Origin of the sequence: Halomonas sp. AOP25-F1-15, assembly GCF_052378675.1 — a bacterium.
Taxonomy (GTDB): Bacteria; Pseudomonadota; Gammaproteobacteria; order Pseudomonadales; family Halomonadaceae; genus Vreelandella; species Vreelandella casei.
In genome coordinates this window covers 203,028-221,669 of record NZ_JBQSXV010000004.1, presented here as the reverse complement: position 1 = coordinate 221,669, position 18,642 = coordinate 203,028, and the positions used below count along the sequence as shown (strand labels likewise).

At 54.9% G+C, this 18,642-nt stretch carries 19 protein-coding genes; 12 read left to right on the top strand and 7 right to left on the bottom strand.

Annotated elements, in window-relative coordinates; genetic code table 11:
* Positions 1-72 precede the first annotated feature (72 nt).
* The 3 genes from ACT3TF_RS09350 (at position 73) to ACT3TF_RS09340 (ending at position 1,586) form a co-directional block, all read left to right on the top strand.
* On the top strand, positions 73-438 hold the full coding sequence (locus tag ACT3TF_RS09350; RefSeq protein WP_441684375.1) for a hypothetical protein: 366 nt from the start codon (positions 73-75) through the stop codon (positions 436-438).
* A 108-nt stretch (positions 439-546) separates the two neighbouring features.
* On the top strand, positions 547-951 hold the full coding sequence (locus tag ACT3TF_RS09345) for a hypothetical protein (protein WP_444672090.1): 405 nt from the start codon (positions 547-549) through the stop codon (positions 949-951).
* A 218-nt stretch (positions 952-1,169) separates the two neighbouring features.
* Entirely contained in the window at positions 1,170-1,586 is a 417-nt protein-coding gene (locus ACT3TF_RS09340; protein WP_096282025.1) for a lysozyme inhibitor LprI family protein, read from the top strand.
* A gap of 149 nt (positions 1,587-1,735) precedes the next feature.
* Here the strand turns inward: ACT3TF_RS09340 and ACT3TF_RS09335 are convergent, their stop codons facing one another.
* Entirely contained in the window at positions 1,736-2,863 is a 1,128-nt protein-coding gene (locus tag ACT3TF_RS09335) for a glycerol dehydrogenase (protein WP_441684378.1), read from the bottom strand.
* Positions 2,864-3,034: 171 nt separating this feature from the next.
* Here ACT3TF_RS09335 and ACT3TF_RS09330 point away from each other — a divergent pair, with 171 nt between their 5' ends.
* A complete protein-coding gene (locus ACT3TF_RS09330) occupies positions 3,035-3,997 on the top strand; it encodes a ribonuclease Z (protein WP_444672089.1) in 963 nt (320 codons plus the stop codon).
* A 40-nt stretch (positions 3,998-4,037) separates the two neighbouring features.
* Here ACT3TF_RS09330 and ACT3TF_RS09325 read toward each other — a convergent pair whose 3' ends face one another.
* Entirely contained in the window at positions 4,038-4,460 is a 423-nt protein-coding gene (locus ACT3TF_RS09325) for a hypothetical protein (RefSeq protein WP_441684380.1), read from the bottom strand.
* Positions 4,461-4,770: 310 nt separating this feature from the next.
* On the opposite strand from ACT3TF_RS09325, the gene ACT3TF_RS09320 reads away from it, so the two are divergent.
* Positions 4,771-5,418 carry a glutathione S-transferase gene (locus tag ACT3TF_RS09320; protein WP_444672195.1) on the top strand — a complete coding sequence of 216 codons (648 nt, stop codon included), beginning with the start codon at positions 4,771-4,773 and terminating at the stop codon, positions 5,416-5,418.
* A 15-nt stretch (positions 5,419-5,433) separates the two neighbouring features.
* Here the strand turns inward: ACT3TF_RS09320 and ACT3TF_RS09315 are convergent, their stop codons facing one another.
* A complete protein-coding gene (locus tag ACT3TF_RS09315) occupies positions 5,434-6,018 on the bottom strand; it encodes a CGNR zinc finger domain-containing protein (protein WP_441684381.1) in 585 nt (194 codons plus the stop codon).
* A gap of 92 nt (positions 6,019-6,110) precedes the next feature.
* Here ACT3TF_RS09315 and ACT3TF_RS09310 point away from each other — a divergent pair, with 92 nt between their 5' ends.
* Together ACT3TF_RS09310 and ACT3TF_RS09305 are read left to right on the top strand one after the other, a co-directional pair.
* Entirely contained in the window at positions 6,111-7,040 is a 930-nt protein-coding gene (locus ACT3TF_RS09310; RefSeq protein WP_444672088.1) for an alpha/beta fold hydrolase, read from the top strand.
* A 194-nt stretch (positions 7,041-7,234) separates the two neighbouring features.
* Positions 7,235-7,786 (top strand): hypothetical protein, encoded by a 552-nt coding sequence (locus ACT3TF_RS09305; RefSeq protein WP_441684383.1) that lies wholly within the window; start codon positions 7,235-7,237, stop codon positions 7,784-7,786.
* Between the two features lie 42 nt (positions 7,787-7,828).
* Here ACT3TF_RS09305 and ACT3TF_RS09300 read toward each other — a convergent pair whose 3' ends face one another.
* Complete coding sequence (locus tag ACT3TF_RS09300) at positions 7,829-9,001, bottom strand: UbiH/UbiF/VisC/COQ6 family ubiquinone biosynthesis hydroxylase (protein ID WP_444672087.1); 1,173 nt, start codon at positions 8,999-9,001, stop codon at positions 7,829-7,831.
* Positions 9,002-9,107: 106 nt separating this feature from the next.
* Between ACT3TF_RS09300 and ACT3TF_RS09295 the strand changes: the two genes are divergently transcribed.
* Positions 9,108-9,983 (top strand): NAD-dependent protein deacetylase, encoded by an 876-nt coding sequence (locus tag ACT3TF_RS09295; protein ID WP_444672086.1) that lies wholly within the window; start codon positions 9,108-9,110, stop codon positions 9,981-9,983.
* On the opposite strand, the gene ACT3TF_RS09290 is transcribed toward ACT3TF_RS09295, so the two are convergent.
* Positions 9,980-10,591 (bottom strand): DNA-3-methyladenine glycosylase, encoded by a 612-nt coding sequence (locus tag ACT3TF_RS09290; RefSeq protein ID WP_444672085.1) that lies wholly within the window; start codon positions 10,589-10,591, stop codon positions 9,980-9,982. The genes ACT3TF_RS09295 and ACT3TF_RS09290 overlap by 4 nt on opposite strands.
* An 83-nt stretch (positions 10,592-10,674) precedes the next feature.
* On the opposite strand from ACT3TF_RS09290, the gene ACT3TF_RS09285 reads away from it, so the two are divergent.
* From ACT3TF_RS09285 to ACT3TF_RS09270, 4 genes are all read left to right on the top strand, one after another.
* Positions 10,675-12,138, top strand: coding sequence for a protein adenylyltransferase SelO (locus ACT3TF_RS09285; RefSeq protein ID WP_444672084.1), 1,464 nt, complete (start codon positions 10,675-10,677; stop codon positions 12,136-12,138).
* A 52-nt stretch (positions 12,139-12,190) separates the two neighbouring features.
* Positions 12,191-13,237: a DNA polymerase IV gene (dinB, locus tag ACT3TF_RS09280; RefSeq protein ID WP_441684387.1), complete on the top strand. Its 1,047-nt coding sequence runs from the start codon at positions 12,191-12,193 to the stop codon at positions 13,235-13,237.
* A 110-nt stretch (positions 13,238-13,347) separates the two neighbouring features.
* Complete coding sequence (locus ACT3TF_RS09275; RefSeq protein ID WP_444672194.1) at positions 13,348-14,175, top strand: alpha/beta fold hydrolase; 828 nt, start codon at positions 13,348-13,350, stop codon at positions 14,173-14,175.
* A 21-nt stretch (positions 14,176-14,196) separates the two neighbouring features.
* Positions 14,197-14,445: a YkoF family thiamine/hydroxymethylpyrimidine-binding protein gene (locus ACT3TF_RS09270; protein ID WP_096282012.1), complete on the top strand. Its 249-nt coding sequence runs from the start codon at positions 14,197-14,199 to the stop codon at positions 14,443-14,445.
* Between the two features lie 51 nt (positions 14,446-14,496).
* Here the strand turns inward: ACT3TF_RS09270 and gabT are convergent, their stop codons facing one another.
* On the bottom strand, positions 14,497-15,774 hold the full coding sequence (gene gabT / locus ACT3TF_RS09265) for a 4-aminobutyrate--2-oxoglutarate transaminase (protein ID WP_096282011.1): 1,278 nt from the start codon (positions 15,772-15,774) through the stop codon (positions 14,497-14,499).
* 213 nt (positions 15,775-15,987) lie between these two features.
* The gene (locus tag ACT3TF_RS09260) at positions 15,988-18,537 is read right to left on the bottom strand and encodes a membrane-bound PQQ-dependent dehydrogenase, glucose/quinate/shikimate family (protein WP_441684388.1); all 2,550 of its coding nucleotides are present in this window, start codon (positions 18,535-18,537) and stop codon (positions 15,988-15,990) included.
* Between the last annotated feature and the right edge of the window lie 105 nt (positions 18,538-18,642).

Sequence of the window (18,642 nt, the reverse complement as noted above, 5' to 3'; positions counted from 1 at the left end):
TCGGACTGTTTTCCGCTGCGCTCCAAATCAGCCGCAAATGCGGGCGTTAGGTGACAGAAAGGAACATCAGCAATGGCGGAATGGCCTGAAAAAAATCGCCCCGGGTTTGTGTTGTTTTTTGAAGATACGCGCCCCGAAGGTTTCGGTCTCGGAATGCCGGAAGATCAGTCATATCACGATCTTCCTGAGATAAAGGCGTTAATGAATGGAGTGTTGAACCACCCCGGAAATCATCTCGGGCTCATTGATCAGTTTGATGAAACCTTGCAGTTCTACGTCAATGGGGATGGCTCTGTTCTCATCGACTTTATTGTCAGAGACAAGCGCGGCTCACTTCAAGCAATCTTGTCGCTTAAGGAGTGTATTGCGTTGGTTCAGTCGTCAGTGCCATCCTTGTCCGCATTGCAAATACCTAACGCTGAGTTCAATAAGTGGTAACCCATTCGCCTAATAATTTCGTCGAGAGGGAACCACAAGCTGCGCTTGTGGTTCCCTCCGCCTGCGGCTCCGGTCGCCTCTTAAGTAAAACGTTATAGCTAATCAAATATGAAGCTACTAATACTAGCGATTACTCTACTGCTATCAGGCTGTGTTGTTTACCCAATAAACAAAACTCTTCAGCCGGAGGCTGAAATTCTCGTAACAGATGGGGAAGGAAAGCCGATTCAGGATGCTTGGGTATATTTAATATCGAGCTATTATCCTTATGGTTTTGAACAAAGCAGAATGATGGATAAAACCAGTTATAGAGGTGAGGCAAGCTTTCCAAAAATTAAGGAGTGGCGCGCTGAATCTCTTATGATTCACGGTTCGCAGGTGTTTTTTTGGAATTGGTGCGTCGTAAAAGAAGGTTTTGAAACACACACTACAATGTGGAATAGCGGCAATGACTTTCAGACTCAATACGAAGTCATTCTTAATCCAGGGGAAAGCACGCCATGTCCAGAATAATTAAATTATAATTAGCCTTTGGTTGTGAAAAGCACATGTTGCCGGACTGGTTTTTCGCTGGGCTCCAAACCAGTCGAAAATGTGGCGAAATTCATCTTGATTACCCATGTGCACAGTGACTACTGCTACGGAAACGTGAAAAATTAGCCCAACAAGTTCTTCTCGTAGCGCTATGCTGCGGCAGCTTAGCCAGTACGTTATGTGCTTTCGGGGAAAAAATGAAAAAGTGTTTACTATTAGTTCTTGCTGCCATGTCGTTATCAGCCGTTGCTGACGACGAGGAGCTTGATTGCAATAATATAATGAATACGCTTGAGACCAATCGGTGCGCGGCTATCGAGTTAGAGGTCGCCGAGGATGACCTCACCCACTATCTGGAAACGAGCGTTGAACATAACGCGGTTGATCCTGTGTTAGTCGATGCTATCAAAGTGGCTCAAAAGCAGTGGCAGGCGTATGCCGCTGCTCATTGCGGCTCTGTCTATACGCAATGGCGCGATGGGACTATTCGAGGCGTCATGGGAATTACGTGCCGTACCCGGTTAACGAAACAGCGAACGCATGACATCTGGGAAGACTTCCTAACGTATATGGACAGTACGCCCCCTGTTTTACCGGAACCAGATGTTGAGTAAAGCTTTGATCATGTACATAACAATCTTTTAAGAGGGATTCAAAGCGCATGGCATTTTTACTATGCGCTGGTTTATGTGTTTGAGGTGGCTTGTGGCGGCTGGGAAAGTACAACCAGGGCGGAGCGCCGAAGCACTCCGCCTTTCAGGCCTTACTCGCTCAGACCAACTTTTTCCATAAACGCTCGCGCATGCACATCCACCGCTTTAATAGCGTGGACGATCTGCCGCGGCGTCAGCTCATACGCCAGATTATGGCTTGATTCGCCTTCCTTCAGTGCCGCCTCGGCTACACGATAAAGATCTTCTTCGCTTGCCTGGTCAAGTTTGAGTGCTTTCAAGGTCACCGGCAGGCCCAGCGCGAGGTAGAGATCCAGATACTCTTCAAGCTCCGCCTGTGGCGTTTGGTCGAGAATCAGCTGCGCGAGCGTGCCGTACGCCACTTTTTCGCCGTGGGTTAGGTTGTGAATCTCGCCGTGCAGGGCGGTAAAGCCGTTATGGATAGCGTGTGCTGCGGCCAAGCCGCCGCTTTCAAAGCCTAAACCGCTGAGCAGGGTATTGGCTTCCACCACCGCCTCGAACGAGGGCGTGACGATTTGTGCTTGGTTGGCCTGATAGGCCAGCATGGCGTGCTCGAATAGAATCTCTTCGCACTTCTGGCCAATGGTCGCGCCCAGCAGGGTGGCTTTGCCGCCCGCCATGTTGTTGGCGTTGGCGCGAATGGCGGCGCGCGCCTCGACCCAGGTGGCCATCGCATCGGCAATGCCAGAGGCCAAAAAGCGCGGCGGCGCCTTACAGATGATGCCGGTATCTACCAGCACCAGGTCGGGGTTCTTGCTGTAGAAGCGATAGGATTCGAACTCGCCATCGTCGCTGTAGATGACCGATAGGGCGCTGGTGGGCGCATCGGTGGAGGCGGTCGTGGGCAGTATGGCACAGGCCGCGCCTAGCTTTTCGGCCACGCCTTTAGCGGTGTCGATTGTTTTACCGCCACCAAAGCCAATGATGACTTTCGCCTGCTGCTTGCGGCCAAGCTCAACGAGACGGTCGATTTCGCGGTTAGAAGCCTCACCTTCGAACACCGCGCGCTCGAAACTCACGCCTTCGCCTTCCAGGCTAGCGCTGAGCTCCTTGCCCGCAATTTTCCAGACAACGTCGTCGGCAATAAGCAGCGCCGTTTTCCCGAGTGCCGAGATATAGTGACCGGCGCGTGCGGTTACACCTTCACCCTGAACATAGCGGGCAGGGCTGATAAAGACTTTCTCGTTCGTGGCTTCCATGGCAGATATTTCCTATACATAGAATGAGTTGCATGATCAGTGTAGTCACTTATGCCACTGAGGCGACTGCGATGATTTGACGCCTGTGCATGTTAACTTAGCTAACTGGCCCAGCGCCTTGGCCCCACGCGTGTGCACAAGCGATTACGAATAACAGAGTATAAACAAGATATGAACATACTGTTTCTGGGAACCTCCGCCGGTGTACCCACTAAAGCCCGAAACGTCTCCGGCGTCGCTTTGCGAGAGAGTAAAGGGAAGGGCTGGTACTTAATTGATTGTGGCGAAGGCACCCAGCATCAAGTGTTGCACACGAAACTATCGTTCCATTCATTGAAAGCCATCTTGATTACTCATGTGCACGGCGACCACTGCTATGGGCTGCCGGGCATACTGGCGAGTGCGGCCATGGGTGGCCGGGAAGAACCGCTTACCATTGTGGCGCCCGCAGGCATCAAAGCCTGGTTGGAGGCTACCTGTGAGGTCACGCAGCTTTGCTTGCCCTTCGCCGTGGAGTTTATCGCCTCGGATGACCTGCCCAGCGTTGAGTTTGAGAACATGGCGGTGGCTACGTTCGCGCTTTCACACAGGGTGGCGTCCTATGCCTATGGGTTTACGGAGAAGAACGTCGACGCTGATTTGGATATTGATAAATTAGCGCAAAAGGGGATTCCAAGAGGGCCGTTGTGGGGGCAGTTGAAGCAAGGGTTTGATGTTGAGTTCGCGGGTGAACGGCTTAAAAGCCATGACTACTTAATCTTCAAGAACAAGCCAAGGAAGGTGGTGATCGCTGGGGACAACGACCGGCCTGAACTGCTTGTAGATGCCTGCGAAGATGCCCAGGTGCTGGTACACGAAGCCACCTACACCGAAGAGATGGCCCAGAAGGCCGGTGATGTCGGGCATAGTTACGCCAAGCTTGTCGCCGCGTTTGCTGAAACGGTACAGCTTCCCAACCTAGTGCTGACGCACTTCAGCCCCCGTTATCAGCCCAGCCCCCATGCGTCGCCTTCCATTGAGGACATCAGAGCGGAGGCTCAGAGCGTCTATTCGGGCTCGCTTTATCTAGCGCAGGATTTTGGCGAGTACACGCTCGATAAATCGGGTCACTTTTCTGAAGTGGCGGGCGAATAATCGATTTCATCGCACCGCCCCTTGAAGAATCGCCGACAGATCAGTCGCGGCAATAGCCTTCACCTGTTGCTACTACCAGGCAGTCTTCTTTTTCCGCTAGCCACTTCATGCCGGTGGCTTCGCCATCCCCCGCGCGGAGCAGCTGTTGACCGTCATCGCGGCTAAAGCTAATGCCTTCGTCTGTAGCTTGGCCTTCAAACGTTCCGCTTTGCTCGGCATCCAGGCCGTACTGCATCTCAAGTAGATAATGGCCGGGGCCTGCAGGCTCGTCCTTGCTGATTTCCAGAAATAGCCCTTCGACCCCAGTCCAACGGCCGACCCATTGATCGGTAGTCTCATAATCGGGCTGGCTTTGCTCGGTTGCAGTATCTGAAGTAGAGGCACTTGATGCAGGGGGTTCGCTCTCACTGCTGCACCCGCTGATGAGTATGATTGTGCTTAGGGCTAACGCTGTTTTGATCATGGGTAGTGGTACCTGCTGTGGTTGAATGGCCGTCTTAAATTCAATTTTCTACTCTAAGCCCTGGTACACGAATAAACTCACCAAGGTTATTGGTTACCATAATCATTCTCCGGATATGACATGGTCTGGAATATGAACGATCGCAATTTAACTAGTCGCCGCTGTCGGACCGTCTCTTCACTGCTTCGTGACTCCTACGTTACCGCAAAGCTTAGCGCTTGCCTTGAGTGTTATCCAAAGCTGATCATCATGTTTAGAATGAGCAGAGATGCTGAGTCTACTGATCCCGATTCAATTGCGAAAAATACCCATGACGCCCTCACTTCATCGCCTGTACTCTTTTCGTCGCTGCCCCTATGCCATGCGTGCCCGTCTCGGCTTATTGTTTGCTGAGTTGCAGGTGGAGCTGCGGGAAATAATATTGAAAAACAAACCGGCCCAGATGCTAGCGATTAGTCCGAAAGGCACTGTGCCTGTTTTACAGCTTTTTGATGGTGCTGTAATCGAGGAAAGCCGAGAAATAATGGTGTGGGCGCTTGAGCAACAAGATCCGCAAGGGCTGTTAGACGCAGAGGTTTTGACTCAGGCCAACGCTTTGATCGAGCAAAACGATAATGAATTTAAACATTGGTTGGATCGTTATAAATATGCCGACCGTCATCTCGAAATGATCCAGACGGAGTACCGGCAACGGGGTGAGGCTTTTTTACAGGTGCTAGAGACGTTGCTGACTCAAAAGCCTTATCTTCTGGGGGATAACGCGACCATTGCCGATATTGGCATCATGCCTTTTGTCCGCCAATTCGCCCATGTGGATCGCGATGTTTTTTACAGCCTACCTTACCCGCACCTACAGCGGTGGTTAGAAAACTGGTTGGAGCACGCATTCTTTCTGCAGGCCATGACCAAGTTTCAGCCATGGCAAGAGGAGGATGACGTGGTGGTTTTCCCTTCTTAAACAAAGTGCCATCTGTTACTTCTTGTCGGCTTTCTCTCTCTTTCTAGCGCGATGCACGGCCGCTTTCATTCTGTTTCCGCAAGACGCCATGCTGCACCAGCGGCGCCGGTGAGATTTTGTTTGATCGTGGAACAGAAGAACGCAGTCCGAGGCTTCGCACTGTTTAACGAGCTGCAAGTCAGCCTCGGTAAGCAGCTGAACCAACGCCCGTGCGACAGGCTGCAACAGGCTCTCGCTTTCCATGTTGCGCTGATAGGTTTTTTTTTGAAATACCGATGCTGTTGACTGCCATTCGATCTTCTCAACGGGGTAGCCCCGCTCCAGTACATGATTTACCACGGCGGGGTCCGCGGCTCGGCCCTGCTGGGCAGAGGTAAGAAGGTCCCGCATGTTGTTGCGTAATTCTCTAGCGAGTTGCGCTATCCCCGATGGTGGGCTTTCACGGTATTCGGCCAACACGCCCGCCTGTTGAAGCCACGCAACGACACTGCTGTCATCGTCCAGGCATTCTTGGCGCTCGTCTGCTACGCCAAATTGCGTGTTCATAAAGTCGAGGGCGAGATTGCTTGCGATAAACGGTGGCGCAATTTCTGATGGCATGTCTAGTAACCTTTAATTTCTATGTTGACAGGTTACTATTATTTTGGATAACCTGCAAAAATAGTTATTAATGGTTATCTAGGGGGTTGTCCATGACATCTGAAAATATGACTAATACGCAGGAAGCACTCACAGCCAAGGCTGGGCAGGTTCACTATCGTTTCGAGAAAGTGGGTGATGTCGACATCTTCTATCGTGAAGCGGGTGATCGGGCGGCACCGACAGTGTTGTTGCTGCACGGATTCGCTGCGTCCTCGTATATGTGGCGCGATGTGATTGAGGCGCTTGCCCATCGATATCACGTAGTGGCACCGGATTTACCCGCCTTTGGCTTCACTCAATCACCACCAAGGGGACAGTACGAGTACACCTTTGCCAACCTAACCAAGACGATTGATCAATTTACCGAGCAGTTGAAGATCGATCGCTACGCTATTGCCGTTCACGATTATGGTGCACCTGTGGGCTGGCGTCTGGCGGTGGCTCATCCGTCAAAAATCACTGCCATCATTTCGCAAAACGGCAATGCTTATGAGGAGGGACTTTCAGAAGGGTGGGAGCCTATCCTGACGTATTGGAACGATCCTTCTAAGGCGAATCGTGATGCCCTTAGCGACTTTCCGACGCCGGCGTCAATCAAATGGCAGTACGTGGAGGGCGTTAGCGATACAAGTGCTGTAGCACCGGATGCCTATACGCTGGAAGGGGCTCAGATATCCCAGCCGGGGATGGCGGATATTCAGCTCGACTTATTGTTGGACTACGCCACCAATGTTGCCAAGTATCCTGAATTTCAGGCCTACTTCCGCGAGTATCAGCCGCCCTTGCTCGCGGTATGGGGAAAGCATGATCCCTTCTTTCTACCGCCGGGGGCACAAGCCTGGAAGCGAGATATTCCTCAGGCGGACATTCGCTTTTACGACACGGGGCATTTTGCCTTGGAAACCCATGGCAATGTCATTATCCCGGTGATTTGTGCGTTTTTAGATGATCATCTGCAAATATCATCAGATGACAAGTAATCACTGTTCCCCACTGGGCGGCAATGGCCAAGGCGGTGCCCGCACGAAGCCGTCGGAACGTTATTTTCCTAGAACTAAAACAATGAGATAGAGTCCTATCAGCAGCTCAATTAATGCGCATGCTGATACGCTGATTGAGATTATGTTGCCTTGCGTATAATCATTGTTAGCGTCTTTTATATATAGAGAAAAATATGTTCCCTATCCGAACTGCTGCATTCGCTTTGATCGTTTTACTTGCTGGCTGTAATCAATCGACTCCCAACCAGCAAGTCTCCGCACCGGCTGAAGGTGCTCAAGCTGGGGCTGAATCCTCTTCGCCAGCCAACGTCAACGAACTCTATTCCCCACTTCTTAAACCCAAGGGAAAGGTCACGCTGAGTAGTTGTCGAATGGGCGGCTGCGCTTGGAATAAATGGCTTTCCGTTAAGTCCATTAGTACTTCAGAGACAGAGCAAACACTGGAAGTAACGCTGCTTAACGGTGACTCAAGGCTTAAGGACGGAGAGGATTCCCCCACGTCACCCGATGGCGTCGCGATCAATTGGAACGTAGAACCCGAGGTTATCAATGTGACGTGCTCATACACGGCACCGTCAGTCTCAAGTGAAGCATTAACCTTAAATTCCGAGACCGCCGTGCCCGGTGCCATGGAAAGCGCCGCTGAGCTTTACTTTGCGGCATGCCACTCCAACTTCGACGGCTATTCGAGTGGCATAGAGACTTTTTCCTACGATGTGAAATAGGCAGGCATTGATGGCTGCACTCTTAATCTTCCACCATGCTATTTAGCGCATTTTAAACGGATTCAGCCCGTTGGCTTGCTGCATCATCATGCGCTTGGCCAGCGGGAAACGTTCGGCAATCTGCAGGCTTAAATCACCTAGTTGGCGCAGGGGCTTGGCGCCGGTAAACAGGTGATGAAAGCTGTCAGTAGCAGCGATCATGGCTTGATTGGCCACGCGGCGCTGGCACTCAAAGCGGAGCAGGTTGATCGAGTCGCCAGCGTCGCGGCCTTTGATGATGATCTCGGCCAGCGTGTCGGCGTCGTGCAGGCCGATGTTTAAACCTTGCCCCGCTAGTGGATGCACCACGTGCGCCGCATCGCCAATCAGCGCTAAGCGTGTGCCAATATAGCGCTGCGCGTGTTGGCGCTTAATGGGGAAGCTTGCCCGTGCCACGATGCGAGTAATTCCGCCTAGCCGTTTGGGAAAGGCCGTTTCAATCGCCGTTTTTAGCGCGTCATCGTCTAGCTGTTCGCGGGCTTTGGTAGTTTCGTCTCTGTCGTACCACACCAACGAGGCGCGCTGGCCGGGTAAGGGCAGCATCGCGAGCGGGCCGGTGGGGGTGAAAACTTGCCAGCTTACGTCTTGCTGGGGTAGCTCGGTTTCTACGTTAATGATCATCGCGCGCTGATGATAGTCGTAGCTTGTCACGCTAATGCCTGCCAGCGCACGCAGCGTAGAATTCGCACCGTCAGCACCGACAATTAAGCGCGCGCTAAGGGTTGTGCCGTTATCTAGCTCCAGCATGCGGGCATTGCTGGCCGTTCCTGTGCTAATCGGCGCGCAGTGGGTGTAGCAGCTAACGCTAGGCAGCTGTTCCAGCCGCTGCCATAGCGCGTACTGCAGCGTTTGGTTTTCGATAAAGATGCCGAAGTCTTCCATGCCGCTATCTTCAGCGGAAAACAGCGAATGGCCGGTGCCGTCCTGATTGGCGACATCAATATGGCGAAAAGGGCAGCTGCGCTCTTGCGGCAGAGCGGTGCCGCTTGCCTTGATAAAGGCCAGCGAGCGCGCATTGAGTGATGAGATGCGCAGGTCATAGTCGCCGCTGGGCGCGGTGGGCGCATCGCCTTGCTCCACAAGCCCAACGCTTAGTCCCGTATGGCCTAAGCGTGCTGCTAATGCCGCGCCCACCATGCCGCCGCCGACAATAATAATGTCATGATCGTGCTGCATAAGAGTCTCTCCTGGGTGCACAATAACTGTTCAAGGGCGAGTTGCGTGGCCCGCTGTTGCTATACAGTATCGTTGAATTTGAGCAACATTGCCTAGAGGTGAACGATTGACGCAGGCCGTGGACATTGCAGAAAACGTTGCCCAGTCGGGCAAAGAGCTAGCTGACTTTATACAGCAGCACCCCAAGCTGTGGGTGATTACCGGTGCCGGCGTGAGTACTGACAGCGGCATTCCGGACTATCGCGATGCGCTGGGGCAGTGGAAGCGACCGCCGCCGGTACAGCACGGTGACTTTATGACGTTTCACGGCGTGCGTCAGCGCTATTGGGCGCGTGCGCTGATCGGGTTCAGGGCGCTACGTGAAGCGCAAACCAGCGGTGCACACCGGGCGCTAGCCGCGCTGGAAGCGCAAGGGTACATCCAGCAGCTGGTGACGCAAAACGTTGACCGCTTGCATCAGCGTGCAGGCTCGCGCCGCGTCATCGACCTGCATGGCCGCGCGGATATGGTGAAGTGCATGGCGTGTGATTATCAAATGATGCGTCATGCGATGCATGCTGAAATGGCGCGCATGAATCCAACGTTTGCCGATTTACAGGCCGGTCACGCGCCGGATGGCGACGCCGATCTAGAAACGGACTTCAGCGCCTTTCGTGTTTTCGACTGCCCGCGCTGTCGTGGCATCTTAAAGCCTGACGTGGTGTTTTATGGCGATGTGGTACCCGCGTCGCGGCGGTTAGCGGCACAGGCGGCTATGGCCAAGGCCGATGCCGTGCTGGCGGTGGGCACCTCGTTGATGGTGTTTTCCGGCTATCGTTTCTGCCGCGCTGCCTATGAGCAGGGCATCCCGCTGGCGTCGCTGTCACTGGGGGTCACTCGTGCAGATGCGCTATTAACGCATCAGTGGCGTGCGCCATTAACGCCGGTACTTGAACAGGCGGTGCGTCGTTTGCAGCCCGCTTTGTCAGTTGGAGAGCATTAGCGCGCTTTCGATACCCACGGATTATCTGCCAGCCAGAGGCGCCAGGGGGCATCGCGGTGCTCGGGCTTGGCGTAATCAATACCCACCCGTGGGCCGGTAGCAACGGGCTCGTGATGCGACGCGGCGCTAATCCAGAGCTGGTCGCGCTGGGTCATATCATGGCCATACAGCGCTTTATTAATGCTGAGCGCGCGAGTGAGCTTGCCAGGGCCATTGCTCAGCTGTTTACCGGTTGCCTGGCGGATAGCGCGCATGGCGTTCTCGTTAGCGGTGGGTTCCACCGCGCGAATCAATACCGCGCAGGGCGAATCTTCCGGCTCCGTCACTACGTTCAGGAGCCAGTGCATGCCATACACAAGATACACATAGGCGTGGCCGGGTGGCCCGAACATCGCTTCCGTGCGCGGTGAGCGGCGGCGGTGGGCATGGCAGGCGGAGTCTTCAGCCCCACAATAGGCCTCGGTTTCAACAATCCTCGCGGCCATCTGTTCGCCGTTAATCTCACGCACCAGCCAGCAGCCGAGCAGGTCTCTTGCGACCTCTAGCGTGTCGCGGTTATAAAAATCCCGTGTGAGCGGCGTTAGCACGTTCTGTTTAGCATTAGGCATTTTCTAACAACTTCATGTCGGCGTTAACTTGAGTAGAGTGCTAGGGTATTAGCTAACCACAGCCACTAAAAGCGGAGCCTATCGTGCTGTCATTTGAACATTTCTATTCCACGTTACCTGAACCCTTGTGGATTGAAAGCCAGGCAACGCCCGTGGCTCGCCCTGAACTGATTGCTTTTAACGCCCCACTTGCCCAGATGCTGGGCGCTAAAGAAGTGCCTGACCCTGCCACGTTAGCCCAATGGTTCAGCGGCAATCAGCCCATGCCCGGTGCTAAGCCGGGTGCGTTGGGCTATGCGGGCCATCAGTTCGGCAACTTTGTGCCGCAGCTGGGCGATGGCCGTGCGCTGTTGTTGGGGGAAGTGGTTGATCAGAACGGCACCCGCCGTGATGTGCAGCTAAAAGGCAGCGGCCGTACGCCGTTTTCCCGCGGTGGCGACGGCCGTTCGCCGCTAGGCCCCGTGCTGCGTGAATACCTGGTCAGCGAGTTTATGGCTGCGGTGGGCGTACCAACCACACGTGCACTGGCAGCGGTAGCCAGCGGCGAGCGAGTGGCGCGGCAGATGTCTGAACCTGGGGCGGTATTTACTCGCGTGGCGAGCAGCCATATTCGCGTGGGCACGTTTCAGTTTGCCGCCTCTCGTCGAGACGATGCCGTAATAAAAGCGCTGGCGGATCATGTCATTGCCCGCCACTACCCGGAAGCCGCCAACGCAGCAGACCCCTATCTGGCACTACTGGAAGCGGTAGTCGCTCGCCAGGCGCTGCTGATTGCGCGCTGGATGAGCGTCGGCTTTATCCACGGCGTGATGAATACCGATAACTGCAGCATTGCCGGTGAAACCATCGACTACGGCCCCTGTGCGTTTATGGAGCAGTTTGATCCGCAAAAAGTGTATAGCTCGATCGACCAAGGGCGCCGCTATGCGTTTGCCAATCAGCCCGCGATTGCGCAGTGGAACTTGGCTCGCTTTGCTGAAACGCTGCTGCCGCTCATGAATGCGCAGGGCGATGCGCTGATAGAGCAGGCCACTGCCGCACTTCGCCATTTCGATACGCTATTTCAACAAGAGCAGCGCCGTTTGCACGCTGACAAACTGGGCCTCTCACCAGAAAGCGAGCAGGCAGTGCCGCTGATGGAAGACCTCGAAAGCCATATGCATCAGGGGCGCATGGATATGACCGCGACTTTTGATGCGCTTACTCGCTACGCTTGCTCTTTGAGTAATGAGAACCGTGAGGCGCTGCTGGCGCTAACGACTCAGCCTAACGAGTTAACCGCTTGGCTAGAGACATGGCAGGCCGAGCAGAGCGCCAGCCAAGATAGCCAGCGCCTTGCCGCGATGCGGCGTGCCAATCCTGTCATTATTCCTCGTAACCACCGAGTTCAGGAAGTGATCAATGCTGCTTACGACGGTGACTTTGCACCGTTCCACACCCTGTTGGCGGTGGTAACGAAGCCGTTTGATGGGTCGGTTGAAGCCCGCCGTTTAGCGGCGCCTGCCACAGAAAACGAGCAGGTTCTCAGGACATTTTGCGGCACCTGAGCTGGTGTTTCTTGTGGTAAACTGTGTTTTTTTACAGTTGGAAGGGTAGCCGGTGCGCAAAATTATTCACTGCGACTGTGACTGCTTTTATGCAGCGGTGGAAATGCGCGATAACCCCGCGCTGCGAGACATTCCGATTGCCATTGGCGGCAGCGTTGAGCAGCGCGGCGTGGTCGCTACCTGTAACTATCCCGCTCGCGTGTTTGGTATCCATTCGGCCATGCCGATGGGGCAGGCGCTCAAGCGCTGCCCGCATCTGACCGTAATTCGCGGCGATATGGCCAAATATAAAGAGGTTGCCCGCCAAGTTTTCGCGATTTATCGCGACGTCACTGAGCTGATTGAGCCGCTGTCTTTGGATGAGGCATTTTTGGATGTTTCAGACATCACCTTGCATCACGGTAGCGCAACGCTCATGGCAGAAGCGATCCGCGAGCGGGTTAGCCGCGAAGTAGGCATTACGGTCTCGGCAGGGGTGGCGCCCAATAAGTTTCTGGCTAAAATCGCCAGCGATTGGAACAAGCCCAACGGACTATGTGTGATCACGCCGGATGAAGTTGATAGCTTTGTGCAGCAGCTGTCGGTCAAGAAAATTCACGGCGTTGGCCCTCGCACGGCAGAAAAGCTATCCGGGCTTGGTATTCAAACCTGTACCGATTTACGCACGCGCTCACTGACCGAACTTGTCGAACACTTTGGCCGCTTTGGCCGGCGCCTGCATGAGCTAAGCTGGGGGCGAGATGAGCGGCCGGTGAAAACGCACCGTGAGCGTAAATCGGTCAGTACCGAGCAAACCTACGCACAAGACTTGCCTAATCTCGACGCCTGCCGTCGTGAGCTGCCCGCGCTGATCGAGGATTTAGAGCGGCGCTATGCACGTCTTGACCCGCCGTTGGCGGTGCGAGGACTGATCGTTAAAGTAAAATTTAGCGATTTCACTCAAACCACCGTCGAACATGCCGACCCAGCGCCTAATCTTGACCAGTTTGAAACCTTACTGAAGATTGGCTGGGCCCGCGGTGAACGCCCGGTACGCCTGCTGGGCGTGGGGTATCGGCTGGCGGAAAGCAGTCAAGAGCATCAGCTGCCGCTATTTTAATTAGCACGTTAACACTTATGTGGATTGACGCTCTGTGAGGGGCAGGATAAAACAGACATATGATAGATGGCCAAGCCATTGCTGATTTACTCTTATCGACGAGCCATGCCATGCCTGCTGAGACGACTTCACGCCCACGTTTAGTGTTTGCCCATGCCAATGGTTTTCCAGGGCTAAGTTATCGCAGCCTGCTAGACCCGCTGGCAGAAACGTTTGATCTTCATCCCGTAGACCGCCTGGGCCACCATCCGGATTACCCCGTTAATCATAACTGGGGTAATTTGGTGGATGAGCTGCTTAGCTACCTGCCGGAAGGCGATACGCCGCTGCTAGGCGTGGGCCATTCGCTGGGCGGTACCTTGATGGCCATGGCTGCGGATAAGCAGCCTGAGCGCTTTTGCGGTGTGATCATGCTCGACCCGCCGTTGATGCTCGGAACGGATGCTTGGGCCATGAAAGCCGCCAAGCGGTTTGGATTTATTGATCGAGTCACGCCTGCCGGTAAAACCCTGGGGCGGCGCACCGCGTGGCCCAGCCGCGAGATAATGGCCAGCTCACTCGGTCGCCGAGGCTTGTTTCGCCGCTTTACCCCGGAAGCGCTCAACGACTACATTGAAGCAGGGACGCGGTTGTTAGATGACGGCAGCGCGGAGCTGACGTTTAATCCGGAGATTGAGGTGGAAATTTTTCGCCACCTGCCTGACCACCTTTCGCGGCTGCCCAAGCGGCTGGGCGTGCCGATAGAATTAGTGGCGGGCACAGAGTCGCACTTGTTAACGGCGTCGCGCATCAAGCGTTTAAAGCGCAAGGGCCTAGCGGTCAGCGAGGTTTCGGGTACGCACATGTTTCCGATGGAGCATCCGGATGAAACCCGTGCCGCCATTTTGGCGGCCTGGCAGCGTTTATCCAGCGTCGGGAAAACGTCACATACTATGTAAAGAGCCACGTAAGGAGGCGTTATGTATCTTTCCGTACAGCTTAGCTATTACCCACTGGCCGATGATTTTAAGCCGGTAGTAAAAGAAGTCGTCAAACGCTTGGAAGCGACTGGATTAGAAGTACACCTGAACCGTATGAGCACTCAGGTATTTGGGGAGTTCGATGCTGTGATGACGGCGTTGGGTGAGGTGATGAAGTGGTCGTTTGAGACCCACGGTAAAGCGGTATTTACGGCGAATTTTATTGAAGGCGATCGCCGGCCGCGTTAAAAAATAAATGCCGCCAGATTTGGGCGGCATTTGCTTGTACGCTAATAGCGCTTAGGTCAGCGACTCCAAGCAGGACTCGATAATATCCAGCCCTTCGTTGAGTACGTCGTCTTCAATAGTGACCGGCATCAAAAAGCGGATAGTGTTGCCGTACATGCCGCAGGAAAGCAGAATCAAGCCTTCTTCGCGGGCTTTCTTACACAGCGCTGCGGCCAGCTCGGCATTCGGCGTGTGGTCTGTTTTATTCGATACCAGTTCGAACGCCGCCATTGAGCCCATGTTGCGCACGTGGTCGATGCATTCAAACTTGCCTGCCCACTCGGTGAAGCGCTTTGAAAGCTTTTCGCCCAAGGCTTGGCTCTTCTCAAGAATGTTCTCTTCTTCAAACACTTCCATCACCGCCAGCGCGGCTGCGCAGGCAGTCGGGCTGCCGGTGTAAGTGCCGCCTAGGGAGTTAGGGCCAGAAGCATCCATCACTTTATCGGTACCCACGATGGCAGAGATCGGCATGCCGTCGGCCATACTCTTGGCCATGGTCATGATGTCTGGCTCAACGCCGCTGTGTTCGATAGCAAACATCTTACCGGTGCGGCCAAAGCCCGATTGCACTTCATCGATGATCATTAAAATGCCGTGCTCATCGCAGATTTCACGGATCTTGGTCAAAAAGCTGGTGGATGCCGGATAAAAGCCGCCTTCACCGAGTACCGGTTCAAGCACAATCGCCGCAGTGTCTTTGGGGTTGGCGTCCGTTTTTAGCGTCATCTTTAAGCCGCGAATGGCTTCGTCTTCGCTAACGCCGTGGTAAGGCACTGGGTAGGGTGCGCGGAAAACGGTGCCCGGCATTGGGCCGAAGTCGCTCTGATACGGCGCCACCTTGCCGTTCATCGCCATCGTGAAGAAGGTGCGACCATGGTAGCCGCCGTCAAAACAAATCACGTTGGAGCGACCGGTAGCGGCGCGCGCGATTTTAACGGCATTTTCCAGCGCTTCGGCGCCGGAGTTAGCCAGCATTACTTTGGCATGGCCACGTACCGGAACGAGGTGGCTGAGCTTTTCGGCGACTTTGACGTAGCCTTCATAAGGCATAACCGTCTGGCAGGTGTGCATTAGCTTATCAAGCTGGGCTTTAACCGCGGCGACCACTTTAGGGTGGCGGTGGCCTACGTTGAGCACGCCAATGCCGCCTGCAAAGTCGATAAAACGGTTGCCGTCAGCGTCCCAGATTTCAGCATTTTCAGCACGATCGGCAAAGGCCGTCGCCGGGCTCGCGGCGCCCGCGGCAACGTATTTATGTTTTAGCTCGTTGAGTTCGGCATTACTGCTCATAGCTCATTTCCTGTTGATGAGGGTTGTTCTTTCAGCATAGTAGGTAATAGAGCACGTATATAGTATGCAAAAGCGACAGGCTTGCTCTTTGTTCGCCGTTGAGCACGGTTGAGTAGTCGTTCACGCTTTTCGGCGAAAAAGGTTTGCCATGAAAGAGATCGCCCCAGCCATTTGGCCGGGGCGATCTCGTGTTACCGCTAGCGAAGTGAGCGATCAGGAATCGCTTTTCTCCGGCAGAGCGTAGGCGATCACGTAGTCGCCGGTGGGGGTTTCCATGAAGTGGTGGCCCGTCGCCACGATCACCAGATACTGGCGTCCGTTGGCTTCATAAACCATCGGGTTGGCCTGGCCGCCCGCAGGTAGCGCAGCTTGCCACACGGTTTCACCCGTTTCGATATCGATTGCCCGGATAAGATCATCCGTTGCCGCAGCGATGAAGATCAAACCGCCGGCCGTAACCACGGAGCCACCGTTGTTAGGCGTGCCGATATCGATCGGTAGCCCGGAGCGGATGCCCCAGGGGCCGTTGGCACGCGCGGTACCGAACGGTCGATCCCACAGCGTGTCACCGGTCGCAAGTTCTATAGCGCGGATATGACCATAAGGAGGTTGCTTACACAACATCCCCGTAAAGGGCACGCGCCAGCCAGCGTTCACGTTGATCGCATAGGGCGTGTTGGCCTGCGGATCACCCGCACCTTCGGCGCCGCCGGTATCTTCATCCAGCTCTTCACGCGGAACCCAGCCACGCTCATTGGCAACGTCACGCGGCACCAGCTCGTTATAGTTGGGCATGTCGTTGTAGTTAGCAATGATCACGCCCCGGCGCGGGTCGATCGCAACGCTACCCCAGTCGGAGCCACCGTTATAGCCGGTGTACTGAACCCAAGGCTGGTCAGCAGTCGGCGGGGTGTACATACCTTCCCAGCTTGCCTGGCGATACTGAATGCGGCAGAAAAGCTGATCAAAGGGGGACATGCCCCACATGTCCTTCTCGGTGATATCCGGCTGACGCAACGTAGCGTAGAGCGAGAAGGGCTGCGTTTCGCTGCGCATTTCGGGCTCGGCACCACCTTGCGGTACCGGGCGCTCTTCCGCACCGCCGCCCAGCAGCTCACCAGTCTCGCGGTTGAAGACGTAGATCTCGCCTTGCTTGGTCGGCATCACCAGCGCTGGCACATTACCATTGCCGGTGGGGAAGTCGATCATTGTAGGCTGGGAGCCAGGGTCATAATCCCAGACATCAACGTGAGACGTTTGGAAATGCCATGCAGGCAGGCCTGTTTCTACGTCAAGAGCGACCATGGACGCTGCCCACTCGTTTTCTTCTTCGGTGCGCGAGCTGCTCCAGTAGTCGCCGGCAGCATTGGCCATCGGCAGATAGACCAACCCTAGGCTGCTATCACCGGCGGCGATCGTCCACATGTTGGGGGAACCGCGCGTATAGATTTCATCACCGGTCAGCGGTTCGCTCTGGTCGGGGCGACCTGCATCCCAGGCCCAGCGCTGCTCGCCGGTCACCACGTCATAGCCCTGAATCACGCCGGAGGGTGGGTAGCGACGCTGGCCATCGAGCACCTGGTGTCCTGTCACAAGGACATCGTTGACGACGACAGGCGGCGAGTTTATGGCAACGTAGCCTGGTGGCGTCTCGCCCATATTGTGCTTTATATCGACCTGGCCGTTGTCACCGAAATCTGTACAGGGCTCGCCGTTAGCGGCATCGACCTGAATCAGGCGACCGTCTAGGGTGCCGGAGATAATGCGCGTGCGGCAGGCCTGATCGTCATTGGTGGCGACGGGAGTCGGCGTTTCGTCCTGTGGCGCGTTGTCTTCGCCATCTTCCTGTTCGCCACTGGCCGCGATCTGCTCACCCTGGCTGGCAGCGTTATCATCGCTCTCCGGAGCAGCGTAGTTTTCGGGCACTTCGTAGTAGGTCACACCCCGGCAAGCGGCGGTGTAGGGGATGGAGTCTTCAGAAACCACCGGATCGTAGCGCCAGTTCTCTTCACCAGTGGCTGCATCAAGAGAAATCAAAATGTTGCGCGAAGTACACAGAAAGACGTTATCACCGATTTTTAGTGGTGTTGTCTCAGCACCCCACCGGTGGTCGAGTAAGTCGCCAGTGCGATATTCCCAGGCCACTTCGAGATCGCCTACGTTATCAGGGTTGATCTGCTCGAGCGGAGAGTAGCGCGTCGCAGCGGAATCACGGCCGTAGGCAACCCAGTCCTCGTCAGCGGGGGCATCTGCAGGTTGGGCATCGCCCATGTCAGTCGCCAGCGAGCCTTCTGCCATTGCGGGTACATCGGCAAAGTGCTGATAACCACGGCCGGGTAGGAATGCCAACGCGCCGGCTATGATCAGTCCCAATACCATCACGCCCGCAACGGAGAAGCTGGATTTGCGCCCGGGACCACCTCTTAGGCAAGGGGCCACTAAGGCAACTAGAATGGCCAGGATCAATACAACATCCAGGCGGGGAATCCAGCGCCAGTAGTTAAGTCCCGATTCCCACGCGGCCCAAAGGAAAGTGCCAATAAAGACAAGCGCGAAAATGTAAGCGCCGGACACGTGCCCTCGGATCAGCTGAGTCCCAGCTACGAGCGTTGCCGCACCGGCGATTAGGTAATACCAGGAGCCGCCGAGTATTGCCAGATAGAGCCCGCCGCCGCCAAGAGCGAGACCGACAAGTGCAACTATAACCCCCACGAATTTGGCGAAAAATCCGCCAGAACCGCGAGAGGGATTGGAATGAGCCAATGTTTTCTCCCTTGCATGATATTACTTGTTTTCCGCCGCCCAAAAATAGGTTCGTCACGGATAGATTGATAAGCACATTACAACACTAATAGGGTAGCGCAAATT

Excerpts from the sequence above, each read along its gene's own strand:
- ACT3TF_RS09315 (WP_441684381.1), bottom strand. The coding sequence starts at position 6,018 with ATGCCATCAGAAATTGCGCCACCGTTTATCGCAAGCAATCTCGCCCTC.
- ACT3TF_RS09320 (WP_444672195.1), top strand. The coding sequence starts at position 4,771 with ATGACGCCCTCACTTCATCGCCTGTACTCTTTTCGTCGCTGCCCCTAT.
- ACT3TF_RS09270 (WP_096282012.1), top strand. The coding sequence starts at position 14,197 with ATGTATCTTTCCGTACAGCTTAGCTATTACCCACTGGCCGATGATTTT.
- ACT3TF_RS09350 (WP_441684375.1), top strand. The coding sequence starts at position 73 with ATGGCGGAATGGCCTGAAAAAAATCGCCCCGGGTTTGTGTTGTTTTTT.
- ACT3TF_RS09330 (WP_444672089.1), top strand. The coding sequence starts at position 3,035 with ATGAACATACTGTTTCTGGGAACCTCCGCCGGTGTACCCACTAAAGCC.
- ACT3TF_RS09335 (WP_441684378.1), bottom strand. The coding sequence starts at position 2,863 with ATGGAAGCCACGAACGAGAAAGTCTTTATCAGCCCTGCCCGCTATGTT.
- ACT3TF_RS09300 (WP_444672087.1), bottom strand. The coding sequence starts at position 9,001 with ATGCAGCACGATCATGACATTATTATTGTCGGCGGCGGCATGGTGGGC.
- ACT3TF_RS09305 (WP_441684383.1), top strand. The coding sequence starts at position 7,235 with ATGTTCCCTATCCGAACTGCTGCATTCGCTTTGATCGTTTTACTTGCT.
- ACT3TF_RS09290 (WP_444672085.1), bottom strand. The coding sequence starts at position 10,591 with ATGCCTAATGCTAAACAGAACGTGCTAACGCCGCTCACACGGGATTTT.
- gabT (WP_096282011.1), bottom strand. The coding sequence starts at position 15,774 with ATGAGCAGTAATGCCGAACTCAACGAGCTAAAACATAAATACGTTGCC.
- ACT3TF_RS09310 (WP_444672088.1), top strand. The coding sequence starts at position 6,111 with ATGACATCTGAAAATATGACTAATACGCAGGAAGCACTCACAGCCAAG.
- ACT3TF_RS09340 (WP_096282025.1), top strand. The coding sequence starts at position 1,170 with ATGAAAAAGTGTTTACTATTAGTTCTTGCTGCCATGTCGTTATCAGCC.
- ACT3TF_RS09325 (WP_441684380.1), bottom strand. The coding sequence starts at position 4,460 with ATGATCAAAACAGCGTTAGCCCTAAGCACAATCATACTCATCAGCGGG.
- ACT3TF_RS09345 (WP_444672090.1), top strand. The coding sequence starts at position 547 with ATGAAGCTACTAATACTAGCGATTACTCTACTGCTATCAGGCTGTGTT.
- ACT3TF_RS09275 (WP_444672194.1), top strand. The coding sequence starts at position 13,348 with ATGCCTGCTGAGACGACTTCACGCCCACGTTTAGTGTTTGCCCATGCC.